The sequence below is a fragment of the Mesorhizobium sp. STM 4661 genome (genome assembly GCF_000359125.1).
In the GTDB taxonomy this organism is placed as follows: domain Bacteria; phylum Pseudomonadota; class Alphaproteobacteria; order Rhizobiales; family Rhizobiaceae; genus Mesorhizobium.
Map to the genome: position 1 here is coordinate 1 of NZ_CAAF010000045.1, position 26,808 is coordinate 26,808.

22 protein-coding genes and 2 pseudogenes are annotated in these 26,808 nt (G+C 56.9%); 10 read left to right on the forward strand and 14 right to left on the reverse strand.

Features of this window, described 5'->3' with window-relative positions; translation table 11 throughout:
* Positions 1 to 461, forward strand: a 461-nt coding sequence (locus MESS4_RS13815; protein WP_036241250.1) for a transposase, incomplete at its 5' end; no start/stop codon positions are given.
* A gap of 1,264 nt (positions 462 to 1,725) precedes the next feature.
* Here MESS4_RS13815 and MESS4_RS13825 read toward each other — a convergent pair.
* The 5 genes from MESS4_RS13825 to MESS4_RS31175 all read right to left on the reverse strand — a co-directional run bounded on the left by MESS4_RS13825 (position 1,726) and on the right by MESS4_RS31175 (position 8,341).
* Positions 1,726 to 2,832, reverse strand: coding sequence for a Xaa-Pro peptidase family protein (locus MESS4_RS13825; RefSeq protein WP_348259839.1), 1,107 nt, complete (start codon positions 2,830 to 2,832; stop codon positions 1,726 to 1,728).
* A 145-nt stretch (positions 2,833 to 2,977) separates the two neighbouring features.
* Positions 2,978 to 4,756 carry an ABC transporter permease subunit gene (locus MESS4_RS13830; RefSeq protein WP_006331649.1) on the reverse strand — a complete coding sequence of 593 codons (1,779 nt, stop codon included), beginning with the start codon at positions 4,754 to 4,756 and terminating at the stop codon, positions 2,978 to 2,980.
* A gap of 19 nt (positions 4,757 to 4,775) precedes the next feature.
* The gene (locus tag MESS4_RS13835; RefSeq protein WP_006331650.1) at positions 4,776 to 5,831 is read right to left on the reverse strand and encodes an ABC transporter ATP-binding protein; all 1,056 of its coding nucleotides are present in this window, start codon (positions 5,829 to 5,831) and stop codon (positions 4,776 to 4,778) included.
* Between the two features lie 146 nt (positions 5,832 to 5,977).
* The gene (locus MESS4_RS13840) at positions 5,978 to 7,084 is read right to left on the reverse strand and encodes an ABC transporter substrate-binding protein (protein ID WP_006331651.1); all 1,107 of its coding nucleotides are present in this window, start codon (positions 7,082 to 7,084) and stop codon (positions 5,978 to 5,980) included.
* Between the two features lie 840 nt (positions 7,085 to 7,924).
* Complete coding sequence (locus tag MESS4_RS31175; protein ID WP_006331653.1) at positions 7,925 to 8,341, reverse strand: SET domain-containing protein-lysine N-methyltransferase; 417 nt, start codon at positions 8,339 to 8,341, stop codon at positions 7,925 to 7,927.
* A 514-nt stretch (positions 8,342 to 8,855) separates the two neighbouring features.
* Here MESS4_RS31175 and MESS4_RS13855 point away from each other — a divergent pair.
* Positions 8,856 to 9,554, forward strand: a complete 699-nt coding sequence (locus tag MESS4_RS13855; RefSeq protein WP_006331654.1) for a hypothetical protein — start codon at positions 8,856 to 8,858, stop codon at positions 9,552 to 9,554.
* Between the two features lie 314 nt (positions 9,555 to 9,868).
* Positions 9,869 to 11,545 (forward strand): GMC family oxidoreductase N-terminal domain-containing protein, encoded by a 1,677-nt coding sequence (locus MESS4_RS13860; protein ID WP_157385572.1) that lies wholly within the window; start codon positions 9,869 to 9,871, stop codon positions 11,543 to 11,545.
* A gap of 429 nt (positions 11,546 to 11,974) precedes the next feature.
* Here the strand turns inward: MESS4_RS13860 and MESS4_RS13865 are convergent, their stop codons facing one another.
* Positions 11,975 to 12,391, reverse strand: coding sequence for a DUF2267 domain-containing protein (locus tag MESS4_RS13865; protein ID WP_006331657.1), 417 nt, complete (start codon positions 12,389 to 12,391; stop codon positions 11,975 to 11,977).
* Positions 12,392 to 12,712: 321 nt separating this feature from the next.
* Positions 12,713 to 13,642 carry a 2-oxoglutarate and iron-dependent oxygenase domain-containing protein gene (locus MESS4_RS13870; protein WP_006331658.1) on the reverse strand — a complete coding sequence of 310 codons (930 nt, stop codon included), beginning with the start codon at positions 13,640 to 13,642 and terminating at the stop codon, positions 12,713 to 12,715.
* Between the two features lie 755 nt (positions 13,643 to 14,397).
* On the opposite strand from MESS4_RS13870, the pseudogene MESS4_RS32195 reads away from it, so the two are divergent.
* Positions 14,398 to 15,199 (forward strand): annotated as a pseudogene (locus MESS4_RS32195) (transposase); the annotation flags it as partial.
* Positions 15,200 to 15,275: 76 nt separating this feature from the next.
* Here MESS4_RS32195 and MESS4_RS13880 read toward each other — a convergent pair.
* The 6 genes and pseudogenes from MESS4_RS13880 to ectB all read right to left on the reverse strand — a co-directional run bounded on the left by MESS4_RS13880 (position 15,276) and on the right by ectB (position 19,325).
* The gene (locus MESS4_RS13880; protein ID WP_006331664.1) at positions 15,276 to 16,121 is read right to left on the reverse strand and encodes a LuxR family transcriptional regulator; all 846 of its coding nucleotides are present in this window, start codon (positions 16,119 to 16,121) and stop codon (positions 15,276 to 15,278) included.
* Between the two features lie 321 nt (positions 16,122 to 16,442).
* Positions 16,443 to 16,584, reverse strand: a pseudogene (locus MESS4_RS34525) (IS481 family transposase); the annotation flags it as partial.
* On the reverse strand, positions 16,571 to 16,891 hold the full coding sequence (locus MESS4_RS13885; RefSeq protein WP_006331667.1) for a hypothetical protein: 321 nt from the start codon (positions 16,889 to 16,891) through the stop codon (positions 16,571 to 16,573). The pseudogene MESS4_RS34525 and the gene MESS4_RS13885, both read right to left, overlap by 14 nt.
* Positions 16,892 to 16,928: 37 nt before the next feature.
* On the reverse strand, positions 16,929 to 17,105 hold the full coding sequence (locus MESS4_RS33460; RefSeq protein WP_006331673.1) for a hypothetical protein: 177 nt from the start codon (positions 17,103 to 17,105) through the stop codon (positions 16,929 to 16,931).
* 128 nt (positions 17,106 to 17,233) lie between these two features.
* Positions 17,234 to 18,076 (reverse strand): hypothetical protein, encoded by an 843-nt coding sequence (locus tag MESS4_RS13890; RefSeq protein ID WP_006331675.1) that lies wholly within the window; start codon positions 18,074 to 18,076, stop codon positions 17,234 to 17,236.
* Entirely contained in the window at positions 18,066 to 19,325 is a 1,260-nt protein-coding gene (ectB, locus tag MESS4_RS13895; RefSeq protein ID WP_036241253.1) for a diaminobutyrate--2-oxoglutarate transaminase, read from the reverse strand. The genes MESS4_RS13890 and ectB overlap by 11 nt, the downstream gene beginning before the upstream one ends.
* A 957-nt stretch (positions 19,326 to 20,282) precedes the next feature.
* On the opposite strand from ectB, the gene MESS4_RS13900 reads away from it, so the two are divergent.
* The 6 genes from MESS4_RS13900 to MESS4_RS13930 all read left to right on the forward strand — a co-directional run bounded on the left by MESS4_RS13900 (position 20,283) and on the right by MESS4_RS13930 (position 23,423).
* The gene (locus MESS4_RS13900) at positions 20,283 to 20,603 is read left to right on the forward strand and encodes an iron-sulfur cluster assembly accessory protein (protein ID WP_006331684.1); all 321 of its coding nucleotides are present in this window, start codon (positions 20,283 to 20,285) and stop codon (positions 20,601 to 20,603) included.
* A gap of 27 nt (positions 20,604 to 20,630) precedes the next feature.
* On the forward strand, positions 20,631 to 21,092 hold the full coding sequence (locus MESS4_RS13905) for an iron-sulfur cluster assembly scaffold protein (RefSeq protein WP_006331685.1): 462 nt from the start codon (positions 20,631 to 20,633) through the stop codon (positions 21,090 to 21,092).
* Between the two features lie 236 nt (positions 21,093 to 21,328).
* A complete protein-coding gene (gene queE, locus MESS4_RS13915; protein WP_006331687.1) occupies positions 21,329 to 21,964 on the forward strand; it encodes a 7-carboxy-7-deazaguanine synthase in 636 nt (211 codons plus the stop codon).
* Positions 21,961 to 22,314: a 6-carboxytetrahydropterin synthase QueD gene (queD, locus tag MESS4_RS13920; protein ID WP_006331706.1), complete on the forward strand. Its 354-nt coding sequence runs from the start codon at positions 21,961 to 21,963 to the stop codon at positions 22,312 to 22,314. The genes queE and queD overlap by 4 nt, the downstream gene beginning before the upstream one ends.
* A gap of 4 nt (positions 22,315 to 22,318) precedes the next feature.
* The gene (gene queC, locus MESS4_RS13925) at positions 22,319 to 23,056 is read left to right on the forward strand and encodes a 7-cyano-7-deazaguanine synthase QueC (protein ID WP_006331710.1); all 738 of its coding nucleotides are present in this window, start codon (positions 22,319 to 22,321) and stop codon (positions 23,054 to 23,056) included.
* A 64-nt stretch (positions 23,057 to 23,120) separates the two neighbouring features.
* Complete coding sequence (locus MESS4_RS13930) at positions 23,121 to 23,423, forward strand: hypothetical protein (RefSeq protein WP_157385573.1); 303 nt, start codon at positions 23,121 to 23,123, stop codon at positions 23,421 to 23,423.
* 1,064 nt (positions 23,424 to 24,487) lie between these two features.
* On the opposite strand, the gene MESS4_RS13940 is transcribed toward MESS4_RS13930, so the two are convergent.
* Positions 24,488 to 25,501 carry a 1-aminocyclopropane-1-carboxylate deaminase gene (locus MESS4_RS13940; RefSeq protein WP_006331715.1) on the reverse strand — a complete coding sequence of 338 codons (1,014 nt, stop codon included), beginning with the start codon at positions 25,499 to 25,501 and terminating at the stop codon, positions 24,488 to 24,490.
* Between the last annotated feature and the right edge of the window lie 1,307 nt (positions 25,502 to 26,808).

Consider the following 26,808-nt stretch of genomic DNA (forward strand, 5'->3'; position numbering starts at 1 on the left):
CCGGCGCCGAGCAGGTGCTGAACTATGTTGGACGCTACACGCACCGTGTAGCGATCGCCAACAGTCGCATCGTTGACATCGAAGATGGCAAGGTCCGTTTTCGGTGGAAAGACTATCGTGACGGCGATCGGCAAAAGGTGATGACGCTGGAGGCCGGGGAGTTCATTCGACGCTTCCTGGTCCACGTCCTGCCCGACGGGTTCAAACGCATTCGCTATTATGGGCTCCTGGGTAACCGTCATCGCAAGGAGAAGCTTGCCCGTTGCCGCGAACTGCTTGGAATGGCGCGCGCCGATGTACAGGCGGAACCGAAAGACAGCGCCGATTATCACGACAAGGTCGAGAAGCTGACCGGGGTTTCCCTGCGTGAGTGCCCGAGCTGCCGCAAGGGGCGGATGGTCTGTGTCGAGGTCCTGGTGCCGTCTTCATCGAAGGCCGTGCTATTTTCGGATACGTCATGACGAGCGGCTGCACGCAACCATCGTTGGTTCGCCATGCTGCCTGTCGCGTCAGGCAACGGGGACCCTGTTGCCGGGCTTCCGGAATTGACCGATCGACGCTTCGTGCTTGCCGCCCTTGCGCGTCACGACAACATGCTTTGACGTGGATCTTTCGTCCTGATGCCGCGCTTGGCATGCGCAGGGACACAGCATTCAAAACCCATAGCAGCAACGTCGCGCCCTGCGGCTTCGTCCAACACGTTTTTAGCTTACCGGCGCAGCCAATGTAGGCGCTTGAATGGCAGGCGGCCGCTACAGCGCCGCCAACCTAAAAACGCTCTTTACTATGTCGACCAAGACATAGTCGGCACACGGTGGCGATGGACTTGCTTCACCACCGCGTCGACCGCTCCGTGATCGCGCTCTGGCTCGGCCACGAGGTGGAAACGACATCCATTTATTTGCAGGCCCGATATGAAGCTCAAGGAAAGACGCACTTGGCAAGTCGCCGTCCGTCGATGTTCGCGCCAGCCGGTATCGTCCCGACGATCACCTCATGGCTTTCCTCAGGGGCCTCTGTTTATGCCGACACACATGTGAGCCATACCCCGAGAAACGCTTGGGTTTTCGCGCCTTCTTGGGGCCATTCGGAGCAATCTGGGCCTCGGAATTATGGCGAAGGATGTGCACCGTCACCCGCTTCTCAACGGCCAGGAACTCGCAGGCTGCCCGACAGGCGCTCCCAAGTCTGCGGGTGGAACGGACCGCGACCATCGCGCCAGGGAAACTGTCATTGCCCCGGCTTGGTCAACCGCCAATAGACGCGCAAAATCTCCAGCAACTGCGGCGACAGCATCACATAGCGGTCCTTGCCGCCTTTGTCCTGATCAAAGCGAATGACCATCCGGCTGCATCGATGCCCTTCACCTGCAGACGCGCCGCCTCCGCAGCGCGTAGGCGCACCGCATAGGTGGTCATCAGAGCGACCGGTTCCTCGTGCACTCAGCACGACTAGCAACTTGCGCGGCGTCCTGGCGATCCGCTCAGTCAGCTCAGATCGACCCAGCGTCAGCCGTACAAGAGACGCAAGGCGCAAACGGTTTGGTTCAACGCGCCCACGAGACCCTTCGACCACCAAGCAGGCCTGATAGGCGCACCTCTTCATATCCAAAAAATCGACTGAACCTCGCCACGTGGGGGCGTTTGCTCGTCCGGGCGGTCAGTCCGAGGAACTGGCACAGCGTGGCGGGATGCTACGAGCAGTCGAGGGATGCTGGTTCGCGGGTCAGCCCAACCTGAAAAGTTGCCGTGGCGCCTTTGTGAGAACCTCGACGCCGAATTCGGTGACACGAATGCTCTCGCTAAGGACGTAGCCGAAGTCTTCCTCGACCCAGGAACCCAGATGCAAGTGGAAGGTCATGTTTGGCTCGAGAACCGTCGTATCGCCAAGCTTAAGGCTGGTCGTGTTTTCCATCCAGTCGATACCGATGGAGTATCCGGCGCGCGACCGCTTCTTGAATCCGTGTTTCTCAGTCGTGCTGTGAATCACACTGGCCACTTCGCCGCTGACGGCGCCGGCACGGATTACATTCAGCCCCGCCTCGAGACCGGCGAGCTGGGCTTCGTGAATACGCAGCAAGCGATCGGTCGGCTTGCCGAGGATATAGGTCCGGCAGATCGGAGCGTGGTATTCATGTCGGACGCCGGCGATCTCAAGATTGACCTGTGAACCTCGCTGGAGGGTATCCTCACTCCAGGTCGTATGCGGATTTCCAATTCGGGATGTGGCGCAGAAGTAGGGCGTTGCGATCCAAGTTCCTGGTTTGCCATTCGCTCCGCGGGCGAGCGTCCCGACAATTTCGGCAATGGCATCTGCTTCCCGCATGCCGGGCCGCATAACTTCTGCGGCCATGAGCACACCAGCGTCCGAAATCGCCGCCGCTTCCCGCATGGCGACAATCTCGAGATCCGACTTGAGCGTGCGGATTCGGCTTACCACTTTCGAGAAATCCTGGATGCGCGCCTGCAGCAAACGGCCCTTGAACTTTTCAGCTGAGTCGACCGTCAAGTTGCACAGCTCGAACCCAATGCCGCTCTGCCCAAGTCCCTGGTCCAACAGGAAGTCAATCACCGCGTCGTAACCGTTCTTCCCAGGGTCGCCCATCAACTCTTCCGAGTAGCCCATGATGCTGTCTCGTTCCATGAACGTCTCCTGGACGGCCGCGGCAACGTCCATCCAGCGCAGAATAAAGACCGGCTCTTCCCGCGAGGCCAGGATGACGACACCGCGCGTGTCATATGAGTGAGCGACGGACCCCGTGAGGTAAGTGATATGTGCGTTGTCGGTGATGACAACCGCTGCGATATCACACTCAGCCATCTTCGCTTTCACCGCAGCGAGCCTGCGCAGATATTCTGAGCGCGGGAATACCTGCGGACCTCTGACTACTGGCATAAAAAAACTCTCTGCTGGAAGAGACGGCATTGCACGCGGGGTAAGGCTCCGCCCATACGAGTAACCGAAGCTATGCGCATCCTCAGGCGGCCGGATCCGGTGAGGTGCGCCTAGCCAGCTTGTTTGCACGCCACCAGCTAGCTCCTAGCACCGCTAGCCAGAGCACCGGCAGCAGCGTCAGCAGCGACGCCACCGCAGCGATTGTCGGGTCGATCTCGTTGCGCATATTCTCCCACATCTTCAGCGGTAGGGTGCGGATAGAGAATCCGCTGACCAGCGACGTGATGATCACCTCGTCGAAGGAAAAGAGGAATGCGAACACTGAGCCGCCGATCATACCAGGGCGAATCAGCGGCAAGGTCACCTTGGTGAAGGTCCGGAATGGCCCGGCGCTCATGCTCATTGCCGCCTGTTCCAGCCTTCTGTCAAAGTTTCCCAAACTCGCCGAAACAATCACTACAACCATGCCGACTGCGCCAATACTGTGGGCGAGGACTATTCCGATTTTGGTGCCAACTAGTCCGAGGTTGAGAAGTCCGAGGTAAGCCGCGATTCCCACCACGACGATTGGGAGGATGATGGGCATCAGGATTCCCAGGGTCAGGATGCTGCGCACCCGAGACGAAGTACGGCTTAGACCAAAGGCCGCGAGCGTTCCCACGGCGGTTGACAGTATTGCCACGGCAACGCCGATCTGGATGCTGGTCCAAGCTGCTCCTGTCCAGGAGGGATTGCCGAAGAATGAATGGTACCACTGTAGCGACAGACCGGACGGCGGGAATTGCAGGTGTGTCCCAGGGCTGAAGGACATGATGATGACAACGATACTGGGGAAAAGCAGGTACAGGAGTACCAGCCCCACAGACACCGTTCCGGCGGTTGCCCACAGAGGGCCGCCTTCGCCGGCTCGATAAAGCTGTAAGGCCCACCGTCTGGCCCTGTATGGCGCGGCTATCTCGCTCAACGAGCGGCCCACAGCGGCGACCAAGGATGGACGTGACTGGCCGGGCTTTTGAAAGGAGCGTGTGGCAAAGCCCCGGTTATCGGAGAGGTCGACACCAAACATGAACAGGATCGCGGCGACTACCGCGAGGAGAACGAATGCCGAGGTGGCAATACGCGCAAGGTCGAAAGAACTGGACACCGCCGACGCGATGAACGTGGAGAGCATCGTGTCACGAAGCCCACCTAAGGCAGCCGGTGTAATGTAAAAGCCAAGGCAGGAAATGAAGACGAGTAGGGACCCCGCCCGAAGCCCGGGCAAGCTGAGGGGAAGAAATACCCGCCAACAAGCACCAAATGGCCGCGCGCCCATGCTGCGGGCAGCCACCATGAGCGACTTATCAATACCAAGCATCACACTGACAAGTGGGAGGATCATGATCGGCAACATTATGTGAACCATGCCGACATAGACCGCGGTGCGATTGTAGATAAGCGGAAGCGGGTTGGATATCAGACCCATGTCCAAGAGCAGATTATTGATAAGGCCGCGGTCGCCGAGGATTGCGACCCAAGCGTAGGTGCGCGCTAGGACGCTGGTGAGGTAAGGTACGAATACTAGGACCGTCAACACCCTACGCAACCGCTTCGGCCGCCCTACTATAAGGTAAGCAATTGGGTATCCGATGATCACGCATATCACTGTTGTAACTGCGCTAATCTGGATGGTTTGCAGCAGCACTCGGATGTTCGCGGGCTGACCAAAGAACGCGCGGTAGTTCCCCAACGAGAACGTCGGTGCACTGACACTAGTTAGGAAAAGCTGCACCATCGGTATGCCGAAGACTATGAGCAGAACCGCTAGGGCGGGGGCGACCAATCCGGCCGGAACGAGGTCCCGTTTCTGAACGGCTTTCATGGGTTGTCCTCTCCCGAACTCAGGCTGCTACGAACCGCACGTCGGAACGTAGCCAGTGCAGTTGGACCTTATCGTGGGGCCGGAAGATAGGCTGCCCCGAGACAACGTGCTCGCGAACGACAAAGGTGCTTTCGGCGACGCGGACTACATATCTGCGCAACGGCCCGGCGTAGATCACATCCTGCACGGTACCGCTGATCACCTGGCGAAGGGCATCGCTGTTGGGATTCGCGCCAATCTTCATGATAGCCACTCTCTCCGGACGTATCATCGGTAATGTCCCGGAGGGGGGCGCGGCGTCCACTTCGACCTCAAAGCCGGCCTTGTCTATGAAATTTGCCTCGCCAAGGAAGTTCGCAACGAAGCGCGTCGCAGGTCGGTCGTAAAGAAGCTCAGGCGAATCGACCTGCTCGATCTGGCCGCCCCGCATAACCACGATGCGATCCGACAGCGTCAACGCCTCCTCCTGGTCGTGGGTCACGCAGATAGTCGTCTTTCCGAACTCCCGATGAAGGCCCTTGATTTCATGCTGCATCTGTTCGCGCAGGTTGCGATCCAGCGCTCCCAGCGGCTCATCTAGGAGGAGGATCGGCGGGTCGGCGACGAGCGCGCGGGCAAGCGCGACGCGCTGCTGCTGGCCGCCGCTCAGCTGCGACGGCATGTGATTGTTGAAGTCCTGCAGGTGGACTCGCTGTAGCATCCTGTCAACCCGCCGCGCCCTCTCCGCTGCATTGATACCTCGCATTTCAAGTGGGAATTCCAGGTTACGCCGCACTGTGAGATGTGGAAAAAGTGCATAGCTCTGGAAGAGGATACCCTGGTCCCGCCGGTGAGAGGGGACGGCGGCCACAGATTTTCCGGATACGAGAATATCGCCGCTCGTCGGGGCGACGAAGCCCGCCAGCAACATCAGGGCTGTGGTTTTCCCTGAACCGCTTGGGCCCAGGAGGGTCAGAAACTCGCCGCTTCTAATCGAGAGCGACATATTTTTTACCACGGCGACGGACCCATAAGTTTTGGTGACATCCAGGAACTCGATTTGAGTGGGCGTAGGAGTTGCGTTCAATGTATCCATACCGAAATGAAGGACCTTTTATATGGCAGTGCATTCGATGCCCGAACAATCTAGGAGCGCCCGAAGGAGTGCAGCTCAACGATGCTGAAATCGGAGGTCGGCAAGCCGATAGTACATCGCAGAGCTTGCCCGCGCGTAGGTGAATCCTAAAGCAAGATCCACTCGTTCCAGCATCGGATCAGTCGGTCGGTATTTGTCAGGCCATCCGCCCCGACTTCGCCATACCAGTCTATATTCATCGCGACGCTCTGCTCGACGTATTCGGGATAAGTGCACAGCTTGCGCGCGAGACCGTCGGGGATATCCTTAAAAGCGTTACTGTTGCTAGGACCCTGCGGGAATAGTTTCACGAATGCAGACTGGCGGTCGGCTCGGCTCGCGAACTCGATGAATTTCTGCGCATTCTGCAGATTCGGGCTACCCTTAGGGATTGCCCAATAGCTCCAGTTCAGCTTGCCCTGGTTGCGGTTGATTTCGAGGGGCGCGCCATCGTTGATCGCCAACAACGCTCGTCCATCATAGGAATTGGTCAGATCAGTAGCTTTGTCGCGCATTATCTGCTGGATTTCCGAACCGCTGGTCCACCACTTCCGGGCGTGCGGCTTGATCCTGTCGAGGCTCGCAAAAATGCGGTCTACATCCATGGGGTAGACCTCATCAGGGGTGACGCCATCCGCGAGGAGTGCTTCCTCCCAAGGACCTTCCGATCCATAGGAACCGGACATCATGCTCCGCACGCCTGGAAACCTCTTCACATCCCAAAACTCCGCCCACGTATTCGGGCGCGGCTTGCCGGCGGGGTATTTCTCTATATTGTAAACCATTACTGATGCAAAAAACAGGGCCCCAACGCCCCACGGCTTCTTCGCGATCTCTGCAATACCGTCCAGATCGTCCTTCTTAAAAATCGAATAGTCGATCTTTTCAAGAAGGCCCTTGGCGGCGAGCGATACTGCCAAACCCTGTGCCGGCCCCACCACATCGACGGTGACATTGCTCGTTACCGCCATCAGTTCAATCTGGGCTTGAGTGAGGTCGTCGGAAATTGGCGTGACCTTGATTCCGGTTTCGGCTTCGAACGGTTTGACGTAGGCTTTAATGTTCGCCTTGCCCCAGTCGCCGCCGCCAACTGAAACGCGGAGTTCGTCGGAGGACTGCGACTTGGCACGGCTTGTCCCGGAGGAAAGTGCGCTGACGGCAACGGCGCCGGAGCCTGCCTGCATCAGGTGCCGTCGGGTGATATTGGAACTCATGCTTTCCCCTTGTTTGTCGGTTATAGGACAAAAAGCCCGCAGAAGGTCTTATGGCCGACGACAGTTGCGAGCTACAGAGACGAAAATCGGCGATTTACGCTGTGATGCCGAAGTCCTGCAATCTCCGGGCCAACTCCGCTTGTTTTCATCGCCGTGCTAGGTAGACGTATCCAATGGACGATCGCAAATGGAGGATTTCATGGGGTGCAGCTCGTGATGATCGCGAATACTTTCTCCGCAAAGAACACTGGGGCGAACAAGCTCCTACCCGATATGCTGCCCTCGATCTCCACAGTTGGATTAATACCTCAGGGAAATTAATCGCCGCCGAAACGCTTCCCAGGTGCGCGGATGGAGGACCAGTAATTCCCATCTGTTCGATAGTATTCAACTGTCCACCTCTGCCTGTTTTCCCAACCGGATGTTCTATCGAGCGGTTGTATCTACGCCGCCGACGTACCAACCATTCACGCACACTTGGCCAGTCCAATGGCGATCGGCGGTCCAAAGGGACCGGCAAATCCCGCGTGAACACGCCTGCTGCCAAGCCCTGATCGGTGTCGCTTTACGAGCTCGACCGCCATTACCGGATCTCGAACGTAGTGACGGCAAGAACCGGACCGACTACCTTTTTCCGGATGAGACTACTGTGTCGCTCAATATCGGGGATCCCACCACTTAGGGTCCGCTCCGTAGCGCGTTGAATGGCCACTTTTGTGCGAGCGGAACAGACGAAGTCGGGGGTGCTAACGATTGATCCAATTTCAGGGGCGGGAGAAAACGTACCGATAAGCCAGGCGTCGTTGCGGCAATATATATCTCTGACACGTATACATCTTATTAGACGAATTTAACATATGGCGGATAATCTGAGATATTCTTATACATATGTGTAATTTCCTCGCCCACCATTATGTCCTTTATTGCTACGATGCTAGCCCACGCGCCGGCGTCTCCGTCGGTCCAAATTGTTTGTGCATTTGGATTCAAGGAGTGATTCACTATCGAAATAAACCCAAAAACGACGTAACCTGCCACGGGACCAGCTTTTGATATCGGATCGTCGGGAACAAAGTAATACTCCAGAAGCCCCGTGCGCTTGAACAGTTTTTCTGCCTCTCTATCAAATCCCCACGTCGGAGCGCGATCGATCAAATCTCCTGATTTGAATGGAATGTTTGCAAATACCCCACGACCTTTTTGCGGAACTTGCTTAATATACACTGAGTAGCTGCGATCAAAGATCTTATCGACCATCGTTGGTTCCTTCTGATTTATGAGCGATTTACAACCTTGTCATCTCGTCATTGATGGCCGAGCTTCATTCGCAATACTGACTTCAACGATATTGGGGGTGGCGAGGCTCAATCCCGCTACCGGACGAGGCCCGCTTTTTCTTGTGGCAACCTGGTCCTTCACGGAACTGCCCCAGGAGGCAGGCCAAGCCAGGTATCGCCATCGCCATTCTCGCGCCCATGCAACGGGGCAGTTCCACCGGGAGAACATGTTTTCAACACCTCTACCTCTCAAGCGAAGATACCCTGCACTGCACCTCCTGGTACCTACCAATATGCGTGGGTGCTCCGCCATTTAGGATGTACTATTATTGGCATACGCTGTTTCTACGCGTACCTGGATCGACAGTGGAAACTGACCTTCAGAAAATTCACTCTGCCGGAGATTTGCGCGGACGCGGTGAATGCTGGTTGGAGAGACGTCTGTGCACCTGCCCGTCGGAGGGTTGTGAATATACCGCAAAGGCGCAAAGTAAATGAGTGAGTGCATCACAATATTTGATGTTTCCAAATATATTAACCTACTTGCTGAGGCAGCTAAGAAGTCCGGAATGCAATTCAGAATGGGCGAAAATTTCGAAGAATATGTCCATATCACGGAAAATATCGTTGGCAAATTGCCGACAGATCCGAGCTTTCGGCCGGATTGTTCGAGGCTTGAAGCTGGCCGTGCGTTTTGGATTGTCGGGGAAGATCAATCTGGCGAAATAGCGCATGTTCAGGCCCTTCGGGTGGACGATTTGACGACCACCAACTTGGCTAGACACCTCGAGTCTTTGAAAGCCTTCTACGCCAATCCAAGAAGCCACGCTGGCACAGGCTCGTTATGTATTTGCCGCGCACCGACCGCTCAAAACATAACTGGGTCGGTAGTTTATCACGGCGACATATGGCTACGAGAGGACTTCAGGCGGCAGGGGTTACCTAGAATTTTTGCGGGTATCGCATTTGGGCTCGCGTGGGTGAAATGGTCGCCCGATTTCATTTATGCCTTGGTCCATACCTGGTCAATCCAAAAGGGCGTCGCCGGTCAATATGGTTATCTCCACAGAGAAGCACATGCGGCGATTTTGAGTTTACCTGACAGGGGTATCGAGGAGGATGATTGGCTGATTTGGCTAACGCGACGCGAATTGTCTCGGATTATTAAACGTGGGAACCAGGGGCACTCATGAGCCTATCCTCAAGCCAGCAGGCGAGTCATGGGAGAAATAGAGAGGTTTGCCGGTAGGAATGTATCCAGATCAGCCATACGGTCGCTGTGGTGGAAGGCGCCGGCACAGCCAGGCCAGAGATTTCCGGACATTTCCTCAGATCTAGCGTCAGTCCGGCCGGCCTTCGTTGGCGGCCTCAGGCATTCAAATTCGCTTTTGCCGCGAGGCTGGTTCGACGGGCTCTGCAGTTTAGCGCGTTCGACCAAGACTGCGTGGTAACTGGCCCACGGCTGAAGCCATACGTCGCCTGTTAGCACATGTGGATGGGGGTTATCTTGGTTTTCGATTATATTGTGGTCGGCGGTGGCTCCTCCGGATGCGTCATAGCGAACAGGCTATCAGCCAATGGAAGTCGCGTCCTGCTCATCGAGGCTGGTCCTGACTTTTCCCCAGATGCCATTCCTGATGATATTCTCGATGGTAACCCCACGAGGGCTTACTACAATCCTCGTTATCAGTGGCAATCTCTCAACGCGACCATAGTGCAGGACGTCAGCAGGCGCGCCCACTATGAGCAAGCTCGGGTCATGGGTGGGGGCTCTACCATTAATGCTCAGGTGGCGAATCGGGGAGGGCCCGCAGACTATGACGAGTGGGCGTCTATCGGTGCGACGGGCTGGGATTGGGCAGGTGTCCTTCCATACTTCCGCCGACTTGAGTGCGATTTAGATTTTGATAATGAATTTCACGGCAACGAAGGTCCACTCCCTATCAGCCGCGTGGGTAAAGCAGAATGGTCTGGCTTTATTCGCGCTGTATCCACGGCTTACGAAGACAGAGATATACCGTTCCGGCCAGACTTTAACGGCGAGTTTGGCGATGGGCACTCAGTTGTTCCATTGACGAACCGCAACCGTCGTCGCGTCTCAGCTGCGATGGCCTATTTACCGGAAAGCGTCCGAGCTCGGCCCAACCTGAAAATCCTGTCCGAGACCACGGTCGTACGGTTAACCTTTTCAGGACGTCAAATAACTGGGGTGGAGACCGAAAGTAAGACCGGCCGGCCCTGCTATGGCGCTTCAACGGTTGTCCTATGTGCCGGGGCCATTCACTCGCCGGCCGTGCTGATGCGATCCGGAATCGGCCCAGCTGAGCAGCTGTTTAACCTCGGCATTCCAATTGTCGCAGATATAAACGGCGTAGGGAAAAACCTTCAAGAGCACCCCGGGGTCGCCGTCTCAGCGTATCTAAGACCGGGCGATCGCATGTCGGCTAACGCGACCGGGTATATTCAGATGCATGCTCGTTACTCGTCAGGCTACGAGGGCTGCCCGTCAACCGATATGGCTATCTCAGCCCTCGCAAAGTCTGCGTGGCATCCAATCGGCAACCGCCTTGGTACACTGGCTTTCTGGGTTAATCGCTCCTACTCAACAGGAACAGTTTCGCTCAAGAATTCTTCTCATGCTATTGAGCCGGAGGTGAATTTCAATATGTTGAGCGACAAACGCGATGCTGAGCGATTGAAGGAGGCGTTTCGGTTTGTAGCACAGTTGCTTGAGCACAAGGCACTGGTGGCGGTCGCCCTCGACCCATTTCCTTCTACCTGGACTGGGCGAGCAAAGCGGATCAGCAAGTACAGTCGTCTAAATCTGGGGCTCACTTCCATTATCGCCACCCTTATGGATAGCTCCCCGTGGCTGCGTCGAAGCCTCATAAGGTGTGCGATAACCGATGGCCGTAGCATATCAGACCTCATCCAGAGCGACGAGCTTCTTGACCAATTTATACGCCAGAATGTCTTTGGGAACTTCCATCCGACTTCAACTTGCCGCATGGGGCCTGCTCTGGACCCAGCTAGTGTTACGGATCCGTCCGGTCGCGTCCACCGAGTGGCGGGCTTAAGAGTTGCCGATGCGTCGGTGATGCCATTCTGCCCTAGAGCAAACACGAATATCCCAACAGTTATGGTTGCAGAAAAAATGTCAGACGCAATGCTCAATGAGCGTTAAGAGACCCGTGGGTGTCGTAGCGAGTCGTGTTTGAATCACCGCGGCGCGTCGCCACTTCCTCTGCCGCGGGAGCGGAGCGGCTCTGGCCGCGCTGGTGCGAGAAGTCGGTGATCAAGCCGTGGGTTCCTCGCAGCCACACGCTGTTGTGATCGTGTTGTTAGGAATCCTAGGACGCGTCGCCCTGCTGTCGGGCGAATTGAGAAGCTGAGTCCTCCTGAGTCACCGGAGAACGTTTGCCGGAGCCTTATGGTGCGTCGGGCTGTTGATTCCCGTCGCCGTCGAGGTGCTCTATCGCGCCAGAAAGCTGGACCGCGGACGGCTGATAGCCTGCCGCCGCCCGACCGAATGGTGCCCGCGACGAGTTGCACCTCCCCGCCAGCCGACCCCAGCCGGCGCCGCTTTGTAGACACTCATGGCAAGACGCCTGTCTCAGGCTGGCCAAAGGTCATGCAGCACGCTTGAAGTTGCGGCCTTGGCCTCTTCGATCTCTACTGCAGAGAAACGGTCCGCTAGCTGGCTTAGGACGCAGCGGGCGATTTCTTCCGAATCCACGGCAGGGTCACGGCGGACGCCCTCGTGGACCCTGTCGAGAAAAGAAGTCCGGTTTCTGGCTTTGGGGCGGCCGGGATGCCAACCCTCGTAGTAAAGGCCGCGTAGTAAGGCTGGCATCTTCGCGCCTATGTACACCGCCTCGTTGCAATCGAGGCAGTCGCGCAGGGCGTGCAGCGTTGCAATCAGGGTGTGGAAAACCCGCTCGCGATCATGCCAACTAAGTCTCCACGCGAGATCGCTGACCCAATTCTGGGTGGCCTGCAACGCATAGTTGAGATCATCGCTTGCCGACATGAGTATTTTCTGTCCTTGAAGTCAGGATCGATTACTAGCCTGCACGCGAATGCGTCTCCCGGCCTTGAGCCAGACAAAGCTCGTGAGAGGGGACGAAGCGCTACGAGGGCAGGTGGCTAGAAAAACGGTTTCCGTTCGCTCCAGATGCAAAGTGCCTGGAGCATGAATGTCGTTGATGTCGGAGTCGCATCCCGAGGCGCATTGCCGCGCGCTATACGCGCGACGCGGGACGGATCAAAAAGTGGGAGAGTTCTCCCAGCGTATCACCCGGATGCCCCGCGTCGTAGCCATAAGTCTGCGAAGCCTGAGATCGCCGAACACTTACTGCAACTCGCGCGCGCGTCCGGCGCCATTTCCGGTTTCGACTGACTCGTAATTGCGCAACATCATTTCCGCGACACTGAAGGCGTGGCGCCCTTCCCGCGAAGTCAGGCGCGCGTCGACGTCGGGATAGATAAAGAAGGGAAGCGAAATTCGGTCGGTCAGGCCATTGTGCGCGACCTGATGCGGCGTACTCTTGAAGCGGTCGTCACTCAAAGCTTGAAGCATATCGCCCAAATTGACTACGAGGCTGTCGGGCAGGCTCGGCACTGGCATCCAGCGCCCGCGCAACCACACCTGCAACGACCTGGTGGGGAGTTCCTCCTGCAGCAGCAGCGTGAAGAAGCCACCATCGGTGTGCTTGGCGCACATGCCGCCGCGAGCTGGATACCGAATTACGCGTTGCTCGAGCGTCGGCGGGCTGAAATGCCGTTGGAACCAGCCCTGTTCCATACCGATCACGTCGGCAAGCGCGGTTCCGAGTTCCGGGACGACTTCGCGGAGCACGGTAGCTTGCAAGGCAAGCAGGCTTCGCGCGAAACCAGGAGCCAAGGCCTCATCGGGAAACAGCGTGCTCCCGCCAAACGGACGGCTGTCGCCTTCGTTGTCGATTCCGAGATCGAACACTTCCTTCGGATCGCGGCCGGCGTCGGGATGTAGGATTTCCCCGTGCAATGGACTGTATCCACGGGCGATAGTGGGATAGATCCCTTGAGCGGCGTGACCGAAGCGTTCCTTCATCGACTGTGGCAACGCAAAGAACCGCCGGGAGGCCTCGATGGCTTGCGCGATCCGTTCCTTCGGGATGCCATGCTGGACAAGGTAGAAGAACCCGTACTCCTCGCATGCCATGCGTAAGCGCTTGCGCTCTTCAGGCCGCGTTTTGTCGGATGCCAGATTTTTCAGTGAAATTTGTGGTAGTGTGGTCATAATTGTTCATCCTTGGTCCTTGGGTCTGTGAAATTCGTCGCAACTCAGCAGTCTACATGTCTATCGCGAAGCTTCTGCGGTCGATTTAACGGTGTGCCGGCACAGCGTGCTCACATCCTGGAGAGCGAAGCCGCCGCGAACCGGCTTGCACAGCCAATCCGACCGGACGTCGCTGCGCGAAAGACGCATCCACCCGGTATTTGAAGGGGGTCTACAAGGATTGACGATGACTTGGACATGGCGGTTATGGCGGGTTTCCTTTCAAGCCATCGTAAGGCGTGCTTCCATTGTTTTAAGTAGAGATGACTTCCTCCCATCGTGGGATGTAGATCGGCGTGTTCAGAATTTGCCTAATATCCATCGAATACCCGGTTATATCAATACAGGATCAGATAAGAATATGTTGCAAAATCATTAACTCACGACTACCTCTGCTTAATATTTCTTGCTTTGCAGTTCGATTTCAAAGGCGGCGGCAAAGGATTCTCCTAGAATGATCAACGAAACCCTGGCAGGGTTCACCAAGATTAGCCAGAACTCGCTCGATTTTCGTACCTTCCCAGGATCCGCACCTCACAACAGGGTTATATAGTGCCCGCGAAGGCCTCAAGGCGGCCGTCAGCAAGGTGCTGTCGGCGACATGGCGACCTCCGCGTCCACTTCATGAGAAACGTGCTGGACCGCCTGCAATGATTTGGCGTAGGATTCGGGTCGAAGCAAGCCTTGCCACCACGTCTCGCGGAGCCACACCCACCATGACCGACGAAACGTTGCTTGCCGCTCTCATTCCAACCGTTACGCGCAAGAAGATCACAGCTGCGTTTGATGGCGGACGTATCACTTCGGATGGCGGCGTCATGCTTTTGGCCGGGGCCGAGCGAGGCCTGCAACTGCCCGACAGGCTGGCCGCTGCGAATCCACGATCCCCGTGATCCACAGCGAGTGACGCACGCCATGGCCGACATTCTGCGCGCCCGCATCTTTACGGCCGCTTGCGGCTACGAGGATGACAACGATCTCGACCGGCTGCACACCGACCGGGCCTTCAAGCTCGCCTGCAGGCTGTTCGACAGCGGGATTGATCTGTGCTCGCAGCCGACCTGCTCGCGCCTAGAGAATCTGCCAGACCTGCGCGCCGTCATCCGGCTCGGCTGGGTGGTGGTCGGATCTGTGGCTGTCCAACTATGCCGCGCCGCCCAAAAGCCTGACACTCGACGTCGCAGACACGCTTGATGTCGTTCCCGGCCATCAGCAGCTCTCGCTCTTCAACGCCCACGACGAGCGCTGCTTCCTGCCGACCCACATCTGTGAGGCCGTGAGCCTGTGTCCTGGCAAGACTCCGCCCGGCAAGGAGACTCGCGGCCATCTGCGCCAGCTTGTCCGGTGCATCCGCGCGCTGGCCGACCACCCGCATCCTGGTCCGCGGCGACGGCCACTTATGGCGGGGCGCAGATCATGGCCTGGTGCGAGAACAATGCGCTCGACTACCCCTTCGGATTTCCCGGCAACCGGTTCTCTGGGGTCTCGTTGAATGAAGCCGCCGATGACATCCCCACAGTGTAAGAATGCCGTTCTCAACCATGACACGCCGCACGCGACTTCTGTCCAAATATTTTTGGCGTTCATGTCAAGTTTATACTTCTATTGTCCCGCGCTTTAGCACTTCTACGACTGCGGTTATTCTGCTATTAGCGTCCATTTTTCTCATTACATTCTTTATGTGGAAATTAACGGTATTTACAGATATCCCTAGAATCTTTCCTATTTCCCACGACGATTTCCCTCTCGCCGTCCATAGGATGCACTCTTTTTCTCTTGAAGAAAGGTTAGAAGTGCTTTCAACGCCAGTCGAATTCGTGAATTCCGTGACTCTCAGATGGAAATGTAACGCCGCAAGTTGCAAGTACGTGATTGTTCTATTGCGGAATTCACCATCCCAGGGCTGAGCAAAGTTCATGATCGCAAAGCTGCCCTCGGGGCCGTGCAATGGGACGCTAATGCCTGACCTTAAGCCAAACGTGGCAGCCTCGTCCAAAACGCGCCGCCCGTCTTCAGTTGTGCTTTCGTCGTTGTACGCCTCGCTCCATCGAAAGGCTTCTATTCGCCTTCGACTTCTCTTGATAGTGGGGTCTATCTTGTCATAACCCATTTCGAAATAGCGCTCCCGCCATTCATCAGGGTAATTGAGCATGACAGCCGGATCGCCTCGCACCAGCTTTAAGCCTTTTCGGTCTGGTGCAAGAGAGCCATAGGCGACCCACGGACAATCAAAATTGAGGGCAAAATCAGATAGCAGGTCGAACAACTGCTTGGGTTTTCCGATACCATCAGCCTGGTCGAGAAAACGGGCAAATTCGGCCGCAAACGCCTCCCTGGCAGCCTTAGGGAAATTCATCCTGGATAACAAACAGAACTGGTCGGACACTCTAGGTGAAAGCGCTTGAAATTCAGTGACAGCAGTCGTTCGCCGGCGTTCCATAGTCTCTGCTCCGTAGCCATTCGTTTGGATGTTGTCCTTGGCGCACCACAGTTTCCTCCTGTGAAGGCTACGGCTCCCCGCCCGTCATCGGCAGACCAGTGTCATCGGAGCTCTAGCATCTCACTGCGATTGGGCGAAGTTAATTTAATTTAAAACTGTGCTTCGCTGCCGTGAATTTAGTGCAACAAAGGATAAATACACGTCTAGATCATGATGCTTTTGCGACCATCACATCATGGTCAAGCAATTTCGGGTGCCTTTCAGTCTACTCACTGGTGGGCGAACAACCTTCCTACCGAGAATTGTCAGTTAGGCGGGGTTGAGGGTCTTGAGACGCTTCGCGAATTCTAGCTCTGACAAAATCAGCGAGGTGGTGACGGAGTTCGAAGCGCTTGAGGATGGCGTCCTGGATGGTGCGGGTCATGCGCTCGACCTCTGGCCAGGGATGCCTAAGCTTTGTAAGGCATGATCGATATCGTTGCGGGCATGGCCATTTCGAAGGCATGAACGCGGAAGAGTTGCTTACGTGCGATCATTTTGTTGATTTCGGAAGCGTTCCAACTCTCACCTTTTTCTGCACTCTGTTGGGGACGCGGTTGCAACGGGTTGCCACAGAACGTCGATGGTTCGATGGCCTTGGCGCGCAGATGCGCCTTGGGCTTGGGAGGACCGTTTATCGGAATCTTGTGTGCAGCGACATTTGTCGAGGATGACAATATCACCTTTGCCAGCGTCGGAGCGAACTGCGTTTCTACGTAGGGCTCAAACATGTGCCAGTTCATGGGGTGTTGACGACGAAATGGGCGGTTAGCCATGGCAGCGCAGCCCGGCGATGAAGCCGTTGCCGTTCTGCAACCGGGCGCAGGCGCGCGGTTCCGTTTCGTTGATGAACACCAGGCGATGCGGCTCGAGCCGAATCGGCTGGCACTTCTTACGCCACTGCTGCCGCCTGCCGATGTCGAGAGGCATGATGGCCAGCAGCATCTTTTTGAGCGGTAGCCGCCCTTAATGAGCAGACGCGTGGTCGAGTGGGAGCGACCTGGGGGCCCGCAGCAGCAGGCCAGTTCGGCCGCAAAGGGCGGAGGTGTCGGTCAGTCGCTGCGACATTCACGTCAGGTCCACCAGAGAACAAGATCTGGCCGCGCAAATCCGAAAAAGCAATTCAGCAGCACGCGACGCTTTCCGTTGCCTGATTGACGGGTAACCCCATGAACGAAACCGCCGTCAAGTAGCGCGATATCCCCGGCCTTGAGCTGGATTTCGCGACTAGGCACGGCCTCGAGATAAGCTGCGGAGTAGGGATATCCCGTGGTCTCCACACCCTGCGACTTTCGATCTGCGACTGTCGGCTTGTGACTCCATAGCCTCAAGTTACCACCTTCCTCAGGCATGCTGGGATAAAAGTTGAGTGCTGCGACGGTGTTGTGCCCCACCGCAGAAAGCTCGTAATCGTTCCCAGCACGTAACACTTGAGCGACATCGTCGTGGGGGTCCAAGGAAAATGTGCCGCTTCCGGTCCAACTGAGAGCCCGACAAACGTTCGCCTGACCGTGTTCTGAGCGCGCCAGCCGCAATTCAATGCCTTGGTTGTGAAGCTCGCGCTTCAACGCGTCGAATAAGGCTCGGACCGGGTCAACTAAACAGCCAAAAAGAGCGTCAACGTGCGGCCGCGCAGTTTCTGCCTCCGCGAAATAGGTGGCTGCATCCTTCCTGTAGTGGGATGCGCCGACATATTGTCCAGGGACGCCATCTTTGCGCTCCTTGAGACCGGGACTGCCAAAAAACTTCGCGGTGATCTCCTCGGCTATTTCGGTGCTGAAAGCTTGGCTGATATGCAGAGCCGTGATCTCGCCTTTTAGGACCGAGATGATCTCCGCAGTGCTGATCGAGCCGGTTCGTTCCTCGATCGTAAGAGGCGAGATGGCCGGCGTTTGACGTGCTTGGTTAGTCGCCATTTGTTTTCTCCTGTAGTGCCTGATCGAGGATGGCAATGCCGTGATCAAGTTCGTCATCTGAGATTGTTATCGGCGGAAGGACTTTGATGACGTCGCGATTTGGCCCGGAGGATTCGATCAGCAGGCCGTTTTCGAACGAGACATCGTGCACACGGCCGACAACGGCCTGTGACCGGCACTTGAGGCCGGCCATCAGACCACGGCCGCGCTTTTGTTCGATGCACTTAGGGAATTTCGCAACGAGGCGATCAAGGTGTTCTTGCAGTTTTACGGCCGTCCCCTCGACGGCTTTAGTAAACTGCCTATCCGACCACATTTTGCACATGGCCGCGGAAGTCACAAACGCGAGATTATTCCCTCTAAAGGTCCCGCTATGTTCTCCCGGATTCCATATGTCCATGTCGGGGCGAATCAGAACTATGGACAACGGATTACCTGAACCGCTTAGCGATTTCGAAAGGCACACGATGTCGGGCTCGATTTTCGCGAACTCAAATGAGAAGAAGGCGCCCGTTCGTCCCGAACCTGCCTGAATGTCATCGACGATGAAAACAACGTCGTGCTTACGGCAAATGCGCTGAATTTCTGCGAGCCATGGTGCGGATGCGGTGTTCATGCCGCCTTCTGCCTGAATGGGCTCCAGGATGATTGCGGCCGGCTTTTCTATCCCGCTGCCTGGGTCGCCCAATACGTGATCAATGTAACTCGCGGAATCGAAAGTTTGGTTCGGATAGTTCTCGTAAGGGACACGGATCACATCGTGGCGAGCAACGCCGCCAAGCTGTCTGGTTGACGCTGAACCCGACACCGCCAAGGAGCCGAGCGACATGCCATGGTACGAATTTGTGAAGGCCATGACACTCGAGCGGCCGGTATATTTTCGCGCCAGCGCCAACGCCGCTTCGTTAGCGTTTGTCCCGGTTGGCCCAGGAAACTGTATCTTGTAAGAAAGGCCTCGGGGCTTCAGGATCGACTCGACAAACACTTCGATGAAATCACGCTTTGCAGCTGTATACATATCAAGCGACAAAACAATATTTTTATCGGCAAGATATTGAATTGCCGGTGCCATAATATATTGATTGTTATGACCGTAATTGAGCGCGCCGGACCCAACAATGAAATCAATATAAGGTTTTCCGGACTCGTCCCAGATTGTCGCCCCAAGAGACTTTGTAAAGACTGTTGGAAAGGATCGTCCATAGCGACGAACGTTAGACTCGTAAGCTTCAAAAATATCGATATCCATTAAAGGGCCTCTCTGTATGCGGCTTGCGATCAACGCTGCAGGTTCTATGTTCACGCATTCCAAACCATTTATTTCGACGATTAGCTGCGGCCAATCTCTGCCTTAAAGCGAACGTATCATGGTCAGCGACTTGAGTTCGCAAAGAGTCTGTAAACTTGTTTGACGAATCTGTTGCAACGCATTGGATAGCGATAGCGTGACAGTCAGTACCCGCCTTGCGGCAACGCTGTCGGCGGCGTTGTTGGCGGGGGCCACTGAGACAACCGCACCGGTTTTTCCAGCATGACTGCAACCAACCACGATGCTTTGATATTTCTCTACGTCGGCCGTGACGGGATCCTTGCCGACGCGTAGCTGTGACAGATAGCGATTTCTCTCCTTCGATGTGACGGCGAGACCGGTGCTCGCTCGAGTTTCGTTTTGGAACGCGGACGAGCCAGACCGCGATTTGCGATAGAACTGGAACTGTCCGCGGCCTCTAATCGCGGCCGTGGCCGCGGTGGCGGTGATTGCGCTGTTCCCTGGGCGGCGTGTTGGCCCACCTCCTGGCTTCACGGCATATTGAATGCCTCAGTCGGCCCTCGCGAGATGGCGGCCGCACTACAGTCCATGGTCCGAGCACGCGAGTGGTGTTCGGCACCCACGAGCCGACGCAGAATCACCCGGTGTTTGCCACCGCACTGCGTGGTCACGATGGCGCAGCTTTTGGAGCGCAGCACTACTTTAAGAGTTCCCACCCTTACGCTGGTCAACATATGATCGAAACGCTGGCTCAGGCGACGACACTGGCGATGTGTTCAATGCCGCTTCTGTACGCAAGGTTTCGCTTTGTCCGACATCCGACATTGTTGGATGTGAGACAGGCGCAAAATCCGCTAACCCGTTGTTTAATTGAATTTTCCTCTCTGGCACGTTCTGTGCAGCGAAGCTTGCGAAGCATCAGCAAGAAAATAGTCCATGATCACACTTACTGAAAACGCCGTCGCTGCCGTCAAGACCGCGCTTTCCCGCGCCGACGAACCGGCGGAAGGCTTTCGCATCATGGTCGAGGCGGGCGGCTGCGCCGGCCTCAAATACCTGATGGGTCTGGAAAGCGTCTCGCGCGAGGGCGATGCCATCATGGAGACGGACGGGTTCAAGGTGTTCGTCGACGCAAACTCCCAGCCCCATCTCGCCGGCATGACCGTTGACTTCGTCACGGAACCGGAGTCCTCGGGCTTTGTCTTCGACAATCCCAATGCGCGGGACAAATGTGCCTGCGGCAAGTCCTTCGGCTAGCCGCCATCACGACAAGGATCGGCGCCCATGCGGGACGACACCGACAACTTTTACCTCTTCAGCGACAAGCTCTATTTCATCAACCCGAACAATGTCGGCGCTTTGGACACCCCCAATGCGGCCGGTGAGGTCGGCGCCGTTGCCTGCGGCGATGGACTTAAATTGATGATGGGTTTCGATCCTAAGACGCAGACGATCACCGCCGCAACGTTCCAGACCTTCGGCCGCGGCTCGGCCATAACCGCTTCCTCGACGTTTACCGAATTCATCGTCGGCAAGACCATCGATGAAGCCCTTCAGATCACCGATCGGGACATAGCGGATTTTCTCGGCGCCCTGCCGCCGCACACGATCTACTCATCGCTCGACCGCCTCATCCTGGAGCGCGGCTTGCGCCTGATGAGCGAGTTCTTCCGTGCTGTAAGGATGGCCTTCGAGGAGACCCCAGGATTCTCACGCCTCGTCCTCGTCAAGGCATCCTCGCGATGAGCGACGTGATCGAGGCGTTTCTCGTGGTGATAGGCTTCGAGGAGCGAGAGGCCCTTCCCCGCAGTCTCCACCCGCTGAAACCTAATTCTGCGTGGAGTTCGGGCGAGTGGGTTTTCGGTAACGAGCCTCGACAGTGGAACGAGCTGGAAAACGTCCAGTGGGACATTTCCCACCTTTTGCCGCGTCTCGTAAGCCAGCAGAGATGCTCCCTTGCTCACTCGAAGGCCGCTTAAGCAATGTCATATGCGGTCAAGGAAATTTTCTACACCCTTCAAGGTGAAGGACGAAATGCCGGGCGTGCCGCCGTATTTTGTCGTTTCGCCGGCTGTAACCTTTGGTCGGGACGTGAAGGCGACCGGGCAAAAGCATTCTGCGGATTTTGCGACACCGATTTCGTTGGGGTAAATGGCCCCGGTGGCGGATATTTCGACACCGCGCGGCAGCTTGCGTTGGCGATCGAACAAGCCTGGCGCGGGTCGGGAGCTGGGCAGCGTGTTGTCGTGCTCACCGGAGGGGAACCCCTCCTCCAGATCGATGAAGAACTCCTGGAAGCGCTGCATTGCTTGGCGTTTGAAATTGCCGTGGAGACCAATGGTACCATCCCCACACCCGCCGGCATCGACTGGCTGTGCGTCAGTCCGAAATGCAATGCACGACTCGTGGTCATGGCAGGGGATGAGCTAAAGCTTGTATATCCTCAGATTGGCGCGGAGCCCGAACATTTCGAAGTTCTCGCGTTTGAGCACCTTTTGCTTCAGCCGATGGATGGGCCCGAGCGCGAGGCGAATACGGCCGCCGCAGTGGCCTATTGTCTTGCCAACCCACGTTGGCGCTTGAGCCTTCAGACCCACAAATTTCTCGGAATCCCATGAAGATTACGCAAGCTTTCACCTTCGAGGCAGCGCACTGTCTTCCGCGGGTGCCAGAGACCCACCGTTGTCACCGCATACATGGCCATTCCTACCGTGTGGAACTGCGTCTGGAGGGGCCCGTCGATCCAGATACGGGCTTTGTCATCGATTTCTTCGATGTCGAGGCTGTGTTCGGACCGCTTCTGCAACGTCTCGACCATCAGTATCTGAATGAGATTGAAGGTCTTGGCAATCCGACCGCGGAAAACATTGCGGTCTGGATCTGGAACCAAACCAAGCCGCTTCTTGGCCAAATGTGCTCGGTAACAGTCTATGAGACTGCGCAGTGCTGGGCTGAATACGAGGGTTGACCCGATGCAACGAGAGCCGGGAACCGCACTTGTCCTTTTCTCCGGCGGCCAGGATTCGACAACCTGCCTGGCTTGGGCGCTCGAGAACTTCGAGCGCGTCGAGACAATCGGCTTCGACTATGGGCAGCGGCATCGGATCGAGCTCGATGTGCGGCCTTACCTGCTCGAGCGCATTCGAACAGACTTTCTGGCCTGGCGTGGGCGACTAGGCGGGGACCACATGATTGACATGGCCGTGCTCGGCCAAATCAGTAATACCGCGCTCACGCGCGGCGTCGAGGTCGCACTGAACGCGAACGGTATTACAAATACCTTCGTGCCTGGCCGCAACCTTCTGTTCCTCGGCTTTGCGGCCGCGATAGCTTACCGGATGGACGCGAAACACCTCGTGATCGGCGTGTCCGAGACGGATCGTTTCAGATACCCGGACTGTCGGGATGACGCAGTCAAAGCGATGGAGCTTGCCCTGAACCTTGGAATGGAGACGCGTCTCGTCATTCACACACCCCTCATGCGGCGCGACAAGGCGCAGACCTGGGCGCTGGCGGATTGTCTGGGTGGCGAGGCGCTGGTGAAACTGATCTGCGAAGGAAGCCACACCTGCTATAGCGGAGACCGCGAGTATAGACATAGCTGGGGTTTCGGTTGCGGGACCTGCATCGAGTGTAATCTTCGCGCAGCGGGATGGGAGCAATTCCGGTCCTGCAAAGAGGCACCCGTGGCCGCCCATGAAACGACGTGAGCGCCCAGATCCAGGCCGACGGTGGCAATCTGTTCCATAGATCGTTCTCTTTGTGATGCTCAGCATGACCAGGGTGGGCGCCTTCGATGCCGTTTCGAAGGGCTGTTCCATACCATCGACCTTGATGATCTTTGCCGTTCGCGTGGTGCTGTTTGGTAGGGGAGTTCAGCACCATGGCGTGGAGCGTACCGCCGAGAAAAAGGGGAGGTGTGGTCTCGACGAGAGGCGGTTGATGCCTGAGCCTGCTTTCCGCAGCGAATATCCCGGTAAAAATTGGCTGCAGCGCATCGCGCTTAGCGCTCGCTGGGCGGAGCTGGTCCGGGTTGCGAAGCCCGGCGAGCGCGGATCGTCTTGGGCGATGTGGTGATCAGGCGCGGCTCTTGAAGCGCCAGGATTCAATTCCGATTTCGATGATCTTGCAACGATGTGTGAGATGATCGGAGCAGTGCGGTCGTTTTCCCATTGAAGAAGCGGCCGCGCCCGCTGTCGCGGATGAGCGCCCGATTGCAATGGCCAGATGCGACTTGCCGGGCCCACCAATCAACACGCCATTGGACAAATGCCATCAAGGGCATCCACCGCCGGGCGGCGGCGAAGAAGACGGAGAGGAAGTGATGGAGCGCAAGCTTGACAACATGATCGCAGCCCTCCTTGAGGAGCGTCGGGAGCGTGTCGACGCACGTTTCGAAGAGTTAAAGGACGAGTCGAGAGCCTCGGAGAGCTGCGCCGTCCGGCTGGGAAGCCCAGGCAGAGATTGCCTCGACCCTCAAGATCAAGCAGCCCTCTGTCTCGAAGATCGAGAAACAGGCCGATATGTATCTGTCGACACTTAGAGCTACGTAGAGGCGATCGGGGGACAACTCGACCTCATCGTCGCCTCGCCTCGCGCGCGCCCCTCCGTATAGAGCGGCTCGGCGACGTCGTAGCCCCCAATCCCCCTCCGCACGTAGTGCGAAAAGAGCCAGGTGGACCAACCCGCCCGAAGGCAACGCGCCGGCTGAACGCGCCGTTTCGGTCAAAATTGCGGAAGGGACGATGGTCTCGTCGACGCTCGCAATAGGTATGACCTCGTTAAGCCGGCGATGTGCTCGCCGACGACGACCCGCTCGAGCACGCTTGGTCACAGCTTCCATACCTGCTCAAGTAGATACCTCCGCGCCTGCGCGACACCTTCGGTGGCTTACATTTCAAATTTACGGCGATTATCGCCGCACCGCAAAATGACAACAAAGTCAAACGGCCATGTCTTCTCCCTTCTTATGCGGCTCTAGGACACATTGAGCACAGGCAAATACTGCCTAGCATGCCAGCACCACGACCCACGTCGTGGCGGCAGTTAACAGCTGCCCGCTGAAGTTTGCCAACGGGCCTTCGGTCAAACTTGGCGCAGCGCTGTTACGACAGGCACAGCACGTGGAGGTCTGTCGAGCATCAGCCATTGCGAAAGATGTAGCCATAACCGTTGATGGCCGGCGCGCCGCCGAGATGCGCGTAAAGTATCCTCGAGCCCGCTGGAAAAAAGCCTTTTTGAACGAGGTCAATCATCCCTTGCATCGATTTGCCCTCATAGACTGGATCGGTAATCATACCCTCGAGCCGCGCACACAGACGGATCGCCTCCTTGGTTTCCTCGGATGGAATGCCGTACCGCGGGTGCGCGTAGTCCTCGAGCAACACCACGTCATCCTCGGCAAGTTCCGATCCGAGCTCGACGAGGGTCGCTGTATGTCGGGCAATGCTTAGCACCTGCGCCTTGGTCTTGGCCGGGGTAGCAGAGGCATCGATACCGATCACGTTGCGCTGTCGACCGTCCTTGGCGAATCCGACGAGCATGCCGGCGTGCGTTGAACCGGTGACCGTGCAAACGACCATGTAGTCGAAGCCAAACCCAAGCTGTTCCTCCTGGGCGCGCACTTCCTCCGCGAACCCCACATAGCCAAGGCCTCCATTCGGATGAACAGACGCCCCGGCCGGTATCGCATAGGGCCTGCCGCCCCTTGCCTTGACCTCATAGAGCGCTTTTTCCCAGCTGCGGCGGATACCGATGTCAAAGCCATCGTCGACTAGACGCACCTCTGCGCCCAAGATGCGGCTCAAGAGAATGTTGCCGACCCGGTCGTAGACCACATCCTCATGTGGAACCCAGCTCTCCTGGACCAGGAGACATTTCATGCCGATCTTGGCGGCAACGGCGGCGACCATGCGCGTGTGGTTGGACTGCACGCCGCCGACGGTGACGAGGGTATCGGCATCCGACGCGATCGCGTCGGGGATGATGTATTCGAGCTTGCGCAGCTTGTTGCCGCCGAACGCCAGACCGGAGTTGCAGTCCTCGCGTTTGGCGTAGATCTCCACCTTGCCGCCCAGATGCTTGCCGAGCCGGTCGAGCTTCTCGATGGGTGTGGGTCCAAAGGTGAGCGGGTAACGCTCGAATTTTTCCAGCATATTCTCTCCGGCGATGATCATTCAGCTGAAATAGCCACGCAAAACTCGTTCCGTAAGCGCTGCTGGATTGGTCGGCCGCGCTCTCCGACCTCCCATCGGAGCCTTGGGGATTTCCAGCGCTCTCCTTGCGATTGAGACGAAGCGATCCACATGTCGCCATGCTGCGATGAGGCGACCATCGCCTAGGAAACCTACGACGACACGCGGTCGGCTTCTGCGTTTTTTGCCAGCTTTGCAAGTGCAGCCAGACCGCCAAACCAACAGACTTCGATAAAAACGCAGTGGCTCTTGTTTGCGATTGGACCGGCAGGAACTGCACGGTTGCCGAGCCGAATTCCGCGAGGCGATTTTTGTGGCGCTCAACGCCTCACAGAGGTTTCAGCTGCTCGATCGAAGTGCTCGTCTACCTGATCGAAACGGGTGCCAATGCCCTCGAAAGGCTGGCCTCGCCGCGGCCGTAAGTCGTCGGATTGTAGTTGACGAGTGTGTCGGTCCTAGCGGTATCCAGCAACTGATTAGTAATCTGTGTCGGTGTTGCTGACGTGAACTTGCTGCTGTTCTGAACGCGAGTCGTCTCAAAGGCATGCCCGGCAGAGACGGAGTTCCCTGCCGGGCCGGGTTCGCCTTGGGAGGTGGCGTAAGCTAGCGACTTTCGTGGCGGCGGGACCACTCAATCCGTTCGTTTTGCGCAATAACGAGCATGTACCGTGCCAAGCCAAAAAGCATTTAAAAAACACCCAAGAGTCAGCTTCCTCTACGTTGCATAGCCGACATTGTCGGTTATCGGACAATGCCGAACGTGCCTCTCGGCATCGACCTACGCCTGAACCCGAGCGCCCCCGCAAGGTCGTTCGCTCCATTTCGACCTGGCGAACTGGTGGTGACCGGGTTTTAGCTCCGACTGTTCTCCGGCTGACGGACAGGGCGGATGTCGCTTTTAAAAGAGGAAACTGTCTGTACCTTCAATTCAAGAGGGCGCGGCCACGAGAGACGGCGCGGCGAATGCGGTCGCGCAGATGATCGCGAGGATCAACACATCCGGCAGACGGGCAAAACCGCAGCCTGATCAGTGTCCACCCCTAGGGCGCTCTCCAACCGGGGGTCAAAATTGGACGCCGATTCCCCGCCTCAGGTGTCAAAATCGCACGCCGAAACACAGGACCGTCGTCGGCGAATCCGCCCGGAGAATCGAAACTGCATTCCCCTGGCGTTAGAACGATGAGCATGCCGTCGCCTTCGATCATACCAGGGAACCATGGCCTGAATAATCAAACTTGAACAAAGGGATGAATCTGAGCTCTGATCTT